Here is an 11,060-nt window from a genome sequence, read left to right on the forward strand (position 1 = left end):
ATTCCCGCGTGCCCTGTTTGCGGCATGGAACACACCTATCCCGATGGCGACGTTTACATCTGTCCCGACTGCGGGCATGAGTGGTCGCAACACCCCGTTGCCCAGGAAGAGAGCCAGCAGGTGGTGCGCGACGTGCACGGCAACGTGCTGCAGAACGGCGACAGCGTCATCGTGATCAAGGATCTGAAAGTGAAAGGTGCTTCGATTCCGTTGAAGCAAGGCACGGTGATTCGCAGCATCCGCCTGATCGATGGCGATGCGGAACATATCGAAGGGCATTCCGACAAGATCAAGGATCTGGTATTGAAGGTTTGTTTCTTGAAGAAAGCGTAGGCAGGGATGGCAACCCCAGCTTCTGTTTGCATGGCGCTGCTGGGATTGTCATCCCAGCCTGCGAATAAAGCTTGAGTCATAAAAAAGCCGCCTTTCGGCGGCTTTTTCGTGCGACTTCAGCGTTTCATCGAATTGAAGAACTCGTCGTTGGACTTGGTGTTCTTCATCTTGTCGAGCATGAATTCCATCGCCGCCAGCTCATCCATCGGGTGCAGCAGCTTGCGCAGGATCCAGATCTTGGCGAGCAGATCCGGTTCGATCAGCAGATCCTCGCGGCGCGTGCCGGAGCGGTTGATGTCGATGGCCGGATACACGCGCTTCTCGGAAATGCGGCGAGACAGGTGCACTTCCATGTTGCCGGTGCCCTTGAACTCTTCGTAGATCACCTCGTCCATCTTGCTGCCGGTGTCGATCAGCGCGGTGGCGATGATGGTGAGCGAGCCGCCTTCTTCCACGTTGCGCGCGGCACCGAAGAAGCGCTTCGGACGTTGCAGCGCGTTCGCATCCACACCACCGGTGAGCACCTTGCCGGAGCTCGGCACCACGGTGTTGTAGGCGCGGGCAAGGCGGGTAATGGAGTCGAGCAGGATCACTACATCCCGCTTGTGCTCGACCAGGCGCTTGGCGCGCTCGATCACCATTTCGGCGACCTGCACGTGGCGCACGGCCGGTTCGTCGAAGGTGGAGCTGATCACTTCGGCGCGTACGGTGCGGGCGATTTCCGTGACTTCTTCCGGACGTTCGTCGACCAGCAGGATGATCAGGTGCACGTCCGGATGGTTGTACTGGATGGCATGCGCGATGTTCTGCAGCATCATCGTCTTACCGGATTTCGGCTGCGACACGATCAAGCCGCGCTGGCCACGGCCGATCGGTGCGACCAGATCGAGAATGCGGGCGGTGATGTCTTCGGTCGAACCGTTGCCGCGTTCCAGATGGAAGGCCTTGCGCGGGAACAGCGGCGTCAGGTTCTCGAACAGCATCTTGTTCTTCGACGCTTCCGGCGGATCGCCGTTGATGTCGTCGACCTTCAGCAGCGCGAAGTAGCGCTCGCCTTCCTTGGGATGACGCACGCGTCCGGTGATGTAGTCGCCGGTGCGCAGGTTGAAGCGGCGGATCTGGCTGGGCGACACGTAGATGTCGTCGGGGCCGGCCAGGTAGGACTCATCGGCCGAGCGCAGGAAGCCGAAGCCATCCTGCAGGATTTCCAGCACGCCTTCGGCCCAGATGCCGCCGCCGGAGCGGGCGTGGGCCTTCAGGATGTTGAAGATGACGTCCTGGCGGCGCTGGCGGGCGACGCCTTCCTGGATGCCGAGCGATTCGGCGAATTCCAGCAATTGAATCGGGTTCTTGCGCTTCAGTTCGGTGAGATTGATGACGCGGTCGTTGCTGCCGATATCGGCGTTTTCGTCATCTACCGGCAGGCCGTGCGGATTGCGCGGCGGGCCACCCGGGCCGCCTTGCGGACGCTGGCCGCGCTCGTGACGGCGGCGGCGGTTGCGGTCATTGCGGTCGTTTCGATCATTGCGGCGATCATTGCCGCCGCCGTGCTGTCCCTGTCCCTGATTCTGCGGCTGGCCGCCGCCGTTTCCGTTGCCATTGCCGCCCTGGCTGTTGTCGCGGGCTTCGGTCGCTTCGCCGCTGGGGCCGCCGTAGCGCAGGGGTTCCTGGGTTGGCGCGGGAGCCGGTGCTTCGGAGCGTGTTTCGGCGGGAGGCGCCGGGCGCTCGACGAACTCGGTCCGTGCTTCGGGTGGCCGCGGTGCGGGGGGGCTGGCTTCGCTGGCGGCCGCGCTGGATCGGCGGGGCGAACGGGTGCGGGTAGGGGTTTCACTCACAGGTTTGGAGTCGGCGCGGATAGCGTCGGAAGAATCTTTGCTTTCGATATCGGACACGGGCAAACCTCACGGGGCGCCGTTGATGACAGGAGGGAGGACGAGCGTTGCGCGGAATGCGCGAGAGGGCAGGACAGCCCCAACTGAAAAGAATCTATCACCCGTCGCGCAGCCCCGTAAAGGGTGGCTGCAGCGACGGATTATACAGCAGCAATCAGATGGCCTTGTCGATCATCTGCTTGAGTTGCCCCTTGCTGACGGCGCCGATCTGGGTGGCTTCCACCTTGCCGTTCTTGAACACCATCAGGGTCGGAATGCCGCGCACGCCAAAGTTGCGGGGGGTTTGCTGATTGTGGTCTATGTTCAGCTTCACGATCCGCAGCTTGCCCTGGTAATCCTTGGCCAGCTCATCCAGCGCCGGGGCGATGGCCTTGCAGGGACCGCACCATTCGGCCCAGAAATCGAGCAGTACAGGCGTTTCGGACTTCAGCACTTCATGGTCGAAGGTGTCGTCGCTGATATGGGTAATCAATTCGCTCACCGGGGCTCTCCAGGGTCAAGGCGGGGTAAAAGTTAAGACCGCGTGCCGATCATCAGATACACTAATGGAAGTGCCCATGGGGCGCGGGTCGATCCGGAAGGTGGAATGACTGCCGTTGCGGCATGTATTCCATTGCAGCCTAAGTCGGGATGCGATTCAAGCGATTCAAGGGCACCCAGCTATGACCGGCCGGTATAGGCGAGGCCCGCTTGACGAGCCGCTTCACCTATGCCGGTGGGTATATAGCCCACGCTATCGGCGCCTGCTGCGCCGCATTCATCCACCTGTCCCAAGGTTTGCCAGACTGACTGCGGGACCGGGCCAAGCGCTTGGACGCCGGCCCGTATCAGATTCCCTATTCATGTCCCAAACCGTCCTTACTGAAACCTTCTTTACCCAATTCGACTTGCATCCGCTGTTGCAGCAAGGCCTCGACGAGGCCGGCTTTGCACGCTGCACGCCCATCCAGGCATTGACCCTGCCGACTGCCCTTACCGGCCGTGACGTCGCCGGCCAGGCACAGACCGGTACCGGCAAGACCTGCGCCTTCCTGGTCGCGCTGATGAATCGGCTGCTCACCCAGTCGGCCGTGGCCGAGCGCAAGGATTCCGATCCGCGCGCGCTGGTGATTGCCCCCACGCGCGAGCTGGCGATCCAGATCGAGAAAGACGCCAAGAACATCGGCCGCTATACCGGCCTGCGCACCGCGCTGATCTACGGTGGCGTCGATTACGACAAGCAACGCCAGCTGCTGAAGGATGGCTGCGACATCATCATCGCCACGCCCGGCCGTTTGCTCGATTACTACAAGCAGAACGTGTTCGGCTTCAACGGCGTGGAAGTGATGGTGATCGACGAAGCCGATCGCATGTTCGACCTCGGCTTCATCAAGGACGTGCGCTTCATCTTCCGCCGCCTGCCGGTGCGCGAGCAGCGCCAGGTGCTGCTGTTCTCCGCCACGTTGTCGCATCGCGTGCTGGAGCTGGCCTACGAGCACATGCACAACGCCGAGAAGATGGTGGTGGAGACCGACAACGTCACCGCCGATCGCGTGCGCCAGCAGGTGTACTTTCCGGCCAAGGAAGAAAAGATGCCGCTGCTGCTCAACCTGCTTGAGCGCACGCAGGCCGAGCGCAGCATCATCTTCGTCAACACCAAGGCTGCGGCCGAACGCATCACCGATCGCGTGAAGCGCCAGGGATACCGCGTCGGCGCGTTGTCCGGCGACGTGCCGCAGCTCAAGCGCCAGAAACTGCTGCAGCGGTTCCAGGACGGCCAGCTCGACGTGCTGGTGTGCACCGACGTCGCTGCGCGCGGCCTGCATATTCCCGCCGTGAGCCATGTGTTCAACTACGACTTGCCGCAGGACGCCGAGGATTACGTGCATCGTATCGGCCGCACCGCGCGCCTGGGTGCGGAAGGTGATGCGATCAGCTTCGCCTGCGATCTGTATGCGATGTCGCTGCCGGATATCGAGGAATACATCGGCCAGAAAATCCCGGTGGCCAATCTCGAACCGGAACTGCTGGTGATGCCGACGCCGAAGCAGATCGATCCGCAGTTCGCAGCCGAGGCCGCGGCGGACAGTGCGGAGTTCGGCGACAAAGTGACGCCACGTGAAGGCAGCAAGCCGTCCGGTTCGCGTAGCCGCGGTGGTGGCCGCGGGGGCGAGCGTTCGTCCGAGCGCCGCCAGGACCGTCCGCGCAAGCCGCGCGAGGAACGCACGGTGCACGCCGAAAACGCCAAGCCCGCGGTGCCGCCGACCGCTGCGCCGTCGCCAGAAGCTGCAAGCGGCGAAGGCAAGCGCCGGCGTCGTCGTGGCGGTCGCGGTCGTCGTCATGCGGGCGCGGCGCCGGCCACGGAAGTGGCCGTCAATCAGGCGGCGGCGTCAGGTGCCAATCGTCCGTCGCGGCAAGTGGTTGCACAGTCGCCTTCGAGCGAACAGGCAGCACCGAAAAAAGCCGGCTTCTTCCGCCGCCTCGCGCGTCTGTTCACCGGCGGCTGAGCGCGCAGGTTGGGGTGCGAACCCCACACCGTCGCCATGCACATGCATCGGTTGGGGTTCGCACCCCAACCTATGTCATCGCGCGCATACCGATTCCCGGCCGTTCGTTATCCCTTTATCCTTGCTGCCAAGCAACCAGGTCTGGACAGGGAAACGCGTGATCCGCTTCGATCAAGTCAGCAAGCGTTACGAAGGGGGACACGAAGCCCTTTCACAGCTTACGTTCGAAGTCGCCAAGGGCGAGATGGCCTTCGTCACCGGGCATTCCGGGGCAGGCAAGAGCACCTTGCTCAAGTTGCTGGCGCTGATCGAACGTCCTTCGCACGGGCACGTCACGCTTGATGGGCAGAACCTGGCCAAGATCGGCCGCAGCGGCATCCCCAAGCTGCGCCGCAGTCTCGGCATGGTGTTCCAGGATCATCGGCTGCTGATGGATCGCACGGTGTTCGCGAATGTCGAATTGCCGCTGGTGATCGGCGGCATCACACCGTTGGAGCGCGGTCGCCGCGTGCGTGCGGCGCTGGAAAAAGTGGGTTTGCTCGATTACGAACGGCAGCTGCCGGCGTCGCTGTCGACCGGCGAGCAGCAACGCGTGGGCATTGCGCGCGCGATCGTTGCCAAGCCCAGCGTGCTGATTGCCGATGAACCGACCGGCAACCTCGATCCGCAACTGGCATTCGAAATCATGAGCCTGTTCGCCGAGTTTCAGCAGGTCGGTACGACCGTGCTGGTTGCCAGTCATGATTTGCCGTTGATCAAGCGCGTGAAGAAGCGTGTGGTGGTGCTCGATCATGGCCGGCTTGTTGCCGATGTCGCGGCGGAGGAAGTGCTGTGAGCACATCGACCGACACGCAGGCACCCGCACCGGCACGCAGCGAGCGCAGCCATCGCCATCCATTCACGAGCTGGCGTGAACATCACGGCTGGAGTGCAGGTACGAGCCTGCAGCGTCTTGCTTCCAAACCGATCGGCAGTTTGCTTACCGTGGCGGTGATGGGCCTGGCGCTGGCGTTGCCGCTGGCGTTTTACTTGCTGCTGTCGAACATGCAATCGCTCGGCAGCGCGCTCGGGCGCAACCAAGTCGTCAACGTGTTTCTGAAAACCGATCAGGTGGCAGGCAATGCGCAATTGCTCGCCAAGCAGATCGGTCAGCACGATGGCGTGGCGAACGTCACGGTGAAATCACCGCAACAAGGTCTGGACGAACTCAGCAAGATGCAGGGCTTCTCCGATGCCTTGCATGCGCTGGACGATAACCCGCTGCCGTTCGTGCTCGAAGTGCAACCGCAAGATGGTATTTCCGCGGACGCAGCCAATCGATTGGTGGATGATCTGCGCGGCATGCAAGGCGTGGACATGGTGCAGGACAGTGGCACCTGGCGGCAGCGGTTGGAGGCATTGCTGGATGTGGGCAATCGCGTGGTGCTGATCTTGGCGGGTTTGTTTGCGCTGGCGGTCTTGCTGGTGGTCGGCAATACCGTGCGCGTGGATATCACCAGCCGCGCCGAAGAAATCAGCGTGCTCAAACTCATCGGCGCGAGCCGCGCGTTCGTGCGCCGACCGTATCTGTATGCAGGCATCTGGTATGGCCTGTTCAGCGGCGTGTTGGCGGTGGCGCTGGCGCTGGCGATCGAGTTTGCGCTGGTCGAACCGGTCGCCAAACTCAGTCAGGTCTACGAAGGGAAGTTGCGCGTAAGCGGGTTGCCGCCGTGGTTGCTGGTGGCAGTGCCGGTGGCGGCCGCCATCCTGGGCTGGCTGGGCGCGCGCCTGGTGAGTGCCTGGCAATTGCGCAAGGCTGCCTGAGCCGACATCCCGGCCGGTGAAGCCGTTCGCACCCCCTTTGCATGCTTTTAGGTCACCATAGCGGTCATTTCTTTAGGGCTGGATAGAATAGGCCCTACAGGCGCAGGGGATGCCTGCCGAATCAGCTATGCATGGAAGCCAGGCAAGACCGGGATGTGGGGAATTTGATGAGTGCAAGTATCAGCAGCCGTGATCTCAGTGCGGCACCGCGCGTGCTGGTGGTGGACGGTTCCAAGGTCGTCCGCCAGTTGATCTCGCGCGTGCTGCAGAAAGAACTGCCGCAGGCGGAAGTGGTGGATTGCGGCACTGGCGCCGACGCGCACAAGCTGCTCGAGAGCGGCGTGTTCGACTTCATCACCATCTCCTTGCGCCTGCCTGATATGGATGGCCTGGAACTCGCGCGCTACGTGCGCGAATCCGCACCGCAGATCTACGTGCCGATCGTGGTCGTCTCGGGCGACGTGGACGATCGCCTGCATCGCCGTGCTCTGGGCGAACACGTCACCGATTACTTCGACAAGTCGCTCGGTTTCCAGGCGCTGGCGGAATTCATCCGTGGCTACGTGCGTCCGGAAAGCGCCGCCGAAGGTGTGGTGCTGTACGTGGAAGACAGCCGTGTTGTCGCGCTGGCTACGCGCCGCATGCTGGAAAAGATCGGGCTTACGGTGCGCCACGTGGTGAGCGTGGAAGATGCGCTCGCCTTGCTGGAAGTGGAGCGCGCACAAGGTACCGTCGGCGCGGATGTCGTGCTTACCGACGTGAGCCTCAAGGGCGAACTGACCGGCGGCGATCTGCTGCAGCACATCCGCACTCAATTCGGTTACGGCAAAGGCAAGTTGCCGGTGCTGGTGATGACCGGCGATGAGAATCCCGATAACCAGGCTGCGCTGATTCGCGCCGGTGCCAACGATCTGGTGGAAAAACCGGTGGAAGAAAAACTGCTGGTCACCAAACTGTTGTTTCAGTTGCGTGTCGCACAGCATCTGCGCGCACGAGAGAGCGTCTGATCTCCTATGATGCGGAGATGGTGACCGAACAAACCGCAGCCCCGATGAGCGACGAAGAACGGATCAAGCTCGAGCCATCCTGGAAAACCCGCATCGGTGATTACTTGCAACGTCCGGACATGCGCGCGCTGTCCGAATTCCTGCGTGCAGAGAAGCGTGCCGGCAAAGTGATCTACCCGCCCGGGCCGGAGATCTTCAACGCCTTCAGCCACACGCCGTTCGACGCGGTGCGGGTGGTGATCCTGGGGCAAGACCCCTACCACGGTCCCGGCCAGGCGCATGGCCTGTGTTTTTCGGTGCGACCGGGCGTGCCGGCGCCGCCGTCGCTGATCAACATCTTCAAGGAAATCGAGCGTGATCTCGGCGTTCCCTTTCCTGGCCATGGCTGTCTGACGCCCTGGGCCGATCGCGGCGTGCTGCTGCTCAACGCGGTGCTTACGGTGGAGCGCAGCCTGGCCGCTTCGCACCAGGGCAAGGGCTGGGAGGGTTTCACCGATGCCGCCATCGACGCCCTCAACCGCGAGCGCGAAGGCATTGTTTTCATGCTGTGGGGCTCGTATGCCCAGCGGAAGGGCCAGCTGATCGATACCCGCCGCCATGCGGTATTGAAGTCGGTGCATCCCTCGCCGCTGTCTGCGCACCGGGGCTTTATCGGCTGCGGGCATTTCTCCGCCGCCAACCGGTATCTGCAGGCGGCCGGGCAGGCGCCCATCGACTGGTCGCTGCCGCCGCGTGCCCAGCTGGACGGGGTCTAGCGGCGCCGGCCGACGACCTGACGCTGACTTTGTTCAGACTCGGCGTTCACCCGGCACAAGTCACCCTTGAAGTTCGTTTTCCCGGCATCCACCCACATGGACAAGCCCGGGGTAGTTCGTGTACTATACGGTACACAAAAGGCACCGGAACTCATCGATGCCTTTAGCACTCTAAGTGCCCGAGTGCTAAGCTCACCCCATCTTTCAGGAGGTTCCAACATGTCTCAAGCCTTGGTGACGGCCAATCTGCCGGTTCCCAGCGTCGTTGGCAGCCTGGACGCCTATATCTCTGCCGTGCACCGCATCCCGGTGCTGAGCCAGGAAGAAGAACAGGAGCTCTCGCGCCGGTACCAGCAGGAAAGTGACCTCGCCTCCGCCCGCAAGCTGGTGATGTCGCACCTGCGCTTCGTGGTCCACGTGGCGCGCGGCTACAACGGCTATGGCCTGCAGCTCTCCGATCTTATCCAGGAAGGCAACATCGGCCTGATGAAGGCGGTCAAGCGCTTCGATCCCGACCAGGGCGTGCGCCTGGTCAGCTTCGCGGTCCACTGGATCCGCGCCGAAATGCACGAGTTCATCCTGCGCAACTGGCGCATCGTGAAGGTCGCTACCACCAAGGCGCAGCGCAAGTTGTTCTTCAACCTGCGCAAGAGCAAGAAGCGCCTGGGCTGGATGAACGCCGAAGAGGTGCGCGTGGTGGCCAAGGACCTGGGTGTGCCGGAAGCGACCGTGCGCGAGATGGAAGCCCGCCTGTCCGGCCGTGACATCGGCTTCGAGGCTCCGGCCGATGCCGACGACGATGCCAAGCCGGCACCGGCGGCGTTCCTGATCGACGAAGGCGCCGACCCGTACGACAACATCGCCGACGCCGACCAGGCCGACAACCAGCTCGAAACCCTGAGCGACGCCCTGCAGAAGCTGGACCAGCGTTCGCGCGACATCATCCAGCGCCGCTGGCTGAACGAGGAAAAGGCCACCCTGCAGGATCTGGCCGACGAGTATGGCGTCTCGGCCGAGCGTATCCGCCAGGTCGAAGCCAATGCGATGAAGAAGATGCGCGGCCTGTTCGCCGCCTGATTCTTCGGTAGCGCTACCATCGCCGACGGCCCCACCCGGGGCCGTCGGTTTTTGTGCATCCATCCAGACGTCCGGACGTCCAAGCCATGCCCAGAGTCCTGGTCATCGAAGACGACGAGGTCACCGCTCGCGAGATCGTGGCCGAACTGAGCGTGCACGGCATGACCGCCGAATGGGTGGCCGATGGCCGCGAGGGCCTGGCCCGCGCCAGCGCCCAGGCCTATGACCTGATCACGCTCGATCGCATGCTGCCCGGCCTGGAAGGCATCGAAGTGGTCGAGGCGCTGCGCCGCCAGCAGATCGAAACCCCGGTGCTGATGATCAGTGCGCTCAGCGAAGTGGACGACCGCGTGCGCGGCCTGCGCGCCGGCGGCGATGATTACCTGACCAAGCCGTTCGCCCCCGACGAGATGGCCGCCCGCGCCGAAGTCCTGCTGCGCCGCCGCCAGCCGCAGCAGCACGAGACGCGCCTGCGCGTGGGCGAGCTGGAGCTGGACCTGGTGCGCCACGTCGCCTACCGCCAGGGCCAGCCGCTGACCCTGCAGCCGACCGAATACCGCCTGCTCGAATACCTGATGCGCCACTGCGGCCAGGTGGTCACCCGCACCATGATCTTCGAGGCGGTGTGGGGCTTCCATTTCGATCCCGGCACCAACGTGATCGACGTGCATATCGGCCGGCTTCGGCGCAAGATCGACGGCACCGGCCAGGCGCCGCTGATCCGCACCGTGCGCGGCACCGGCTACATGATCACCTCGGCCCCCCAGAACGCATCGGCTCCGCCATGACACGTCCCAACGCCTGGCGTTCCGCCACCTCTCGCCTGATCGTGATCTATGGCGCGATGTTCGCCGCGTGGGGCCTGGTGCTGGTCGGCGTGATTCAGTGGGAGACCTCGCGCTATCTCAATACCGTGATCGACCAGATGCTCGAGCAGCGCATGCACTATCTGGCGAGCACCGATACGCAGCGCCTCGCTTCCGCCGTGGATGCCGCCGCGACGATCGACCCGCACGGCGTCATGTCGGTCGGCCTGTTCGACGCGGCCGGCAAGCCGCTCGCTGGCAATATCGTGCGCATGCCGCGCGAACTGGCGGCCGACGGCGAGGTACGCCTGCTGGCGCAAGGCCTGCCCCGGCCCGATCGCGACGGTAGCCGGGTGCGTGCACGCGCGCTCGCCGAACGCCTGGGCGACGGACGCGTGCTGGTCATCGCCAAGGACACCAGCACCATCGACGGCCTCGGCGCCATCGTCTGGCGCGCGTTGCTGTGGGCGCTGTCGCTCACCATCATTCCCGGCCTGCTCGGCGGTTTCCTGGTGCGGCGCGGGCCGGAGAAGCGCATCCGCGCGCTGCAGCAGGCCACGGAACCGATCCGCCAGGGCGACCTGGCCAAGCGCCTGCCGGTAAGCGGGCGTGGCGATGAACTGGATGTCTTGGCCGGCATCGTCAATGTCATGCTCGACGAGATCGAGCGCCTGATGAACGAAGTGAAGGGCGTGTGCGACAACATTGCGCACGACCTGCGCACACCGCTTACGCGCCTGCGCGCGCGTCTGTACCGCGCCCAGCAGCAGCTTTCGGCACAGCCGGAGGCAGCGCTGGTGGAGGCGAGCATCGTCGACATCGACCAGGTGCTGGGACGCTTCAGGGCGCTGCTGCGCGTATCCGAGCTGGAGGACGGGCGCCGCAACGCCTGCTTCGCCGA

The 11,060-nt window shown here is 63.6% G+C and carries 11 protein-coding genes; 9 read left to right on the forward strand and 2 right to left on the reverse strand.

The features are described 5' to 3' along the window. The coding region (locus tag VJR68_RS20175; RefSeq protein WP_324150557.1) for a zinc ribbon domain-containing protein YjdM at positions 1 to 333 on the forward strand (333 nt) is incomplete at its 5' end. A gap of 116 nt (positions 334 to 449) precedes the next feature. Here the strand turns inward: VJR68_RS20175 and rho are convergent. Beyond that, a complete protein-coding gene (rho, locus tag VJR68_RS20180; RefSeq protein ID WP_324150558.1) occupies positions 450 to 2,225 on the reverse strand; it encodes a transcription termination factor Rho in 1,776 nt (591 codons plus the stop codon). 154 nt (positions 2,226 to 2,379) lie between these two features. Then, positions 2,380 to 2,706, reverse strand: coding sequence for a thioredoxin TrxA (gene trxA, locus VJR68_RS20185; protein WP_324150560.1), 327 nt, complete (start codon positions 2,704 to 2,706; stop codon positions 2,380 to 2,382). 361 nt (positions 2,707 to 3,067) lie between these two features. Between trxA and VJR68_RS20190 the strand changes: the two genes are divergently transcribed. The 8 genes from VJR68_RS20190 to VJR68_RS20225 all read left to right on the forward strand — a co-directional run. Next, on the forward strand, positions 3,068 to 4,711 hold the full coding sequence (locus tag VJR68_RS20190) for a DEAD/DEAH box helicase (protein ID WP_324150561.1): 1,644 nt from the start codon (positions 3,068 to 3,070) through the stop codon (positions 4,709 to 4,711). A gap of 157 nt (positions 4,712 to 4,868) precedes the next feature. Beyond that, positions 4,869 to 5,546, forward strand: a complete 678-nt coding sequence (gene ftsE / locus VJR68_RS20195; protein ID WP_324150563.1) for a cell division ATP-binding protein FtsE — start codon at positions 4,869 to 4,871, stop codon at positions 5,544 to 5,546. Beyond that, entirely contained in the window at positions 5,543 to 6,514 is a 972-nt protein-coding gene (gene ftsX / locus VJR68_RS20200; protein ID WP_324150564.1) for a permease-like cell division protein FtsX, read from the forward strand. Before ftsE ends, ftsX begins: the two co-directional genes overlap by 4 nt. A gap of 167 nt (positions 6,515 to 6,681) precedes the next feature. Continuing rightward, a complete protein-coding gene (locus VJR68_RS20205; RefSeq protein ID WP_324150565.1) occupies positions 6,682 to 7,521 on the forward strand; it encodes a response regulator in 840 nt (279 codons plus the stop codon). 44 nt (positions 7,522 to 7,565) lie between these two features. Next, positions 7,566 to 8,276 carry a uracil-DNA glycosylase gene (gene ung, locus VJR68_RS20210; protein WP_324150566.1) on the forward strand — a complete coding sequence of 237 codons (711 nt, stop codon included), beginning with the start codon at positions 7,566 to 7,568 and terminating at the stop codon, positions 8,274 to 8,276. Positions 8,277 to 8,495: 219 nt separating this feature from the next. Next, positions 8,496 to 9,353, forward strand: a complete 858-nt coding sequence (rpoH, locus tag VJR68_RS20215) for an RNA polymerase sigma factor RpoH (RefSeq protein WP_324150568.1) — start codon at positions 8,496 to 8,498, stop codon at positions 9,351 to 9,353. Positions 9,354 to 9,439: 86 nt separating this feature from the next. Further along, positions 9,440 to 10,141: a response regulator transcription factor gene (locus tag VJR68_RS20220; RefSeq protein WP_324150569.1), complete on the forward strand. Its 702-nt coding sequence runs from the start codon at positions 9,440 to 9,442 to the stop codon at positions 10,139 to 10,141. Beyond that, on the forward strand, positions 10,138 to 11,060 hold a 923-nt coding region (locus VJR68_RS20225; RefSeq protein WP_324150570.1), incomplete at its 3' end, for a HAMP domain-containing protein. The genes VJR68_RS20220 and VJR68_RS20225, both read left to right, overlap by 4 nt.

Source organism: Dyella sp. (assembly GCF_035277725.1).
Classification (GTDB): Bacteria; Pseudomonadota; Gammaproteobacteria; order Xanthomonadales; family Rhodanobacteraceae; genus Dyella_B.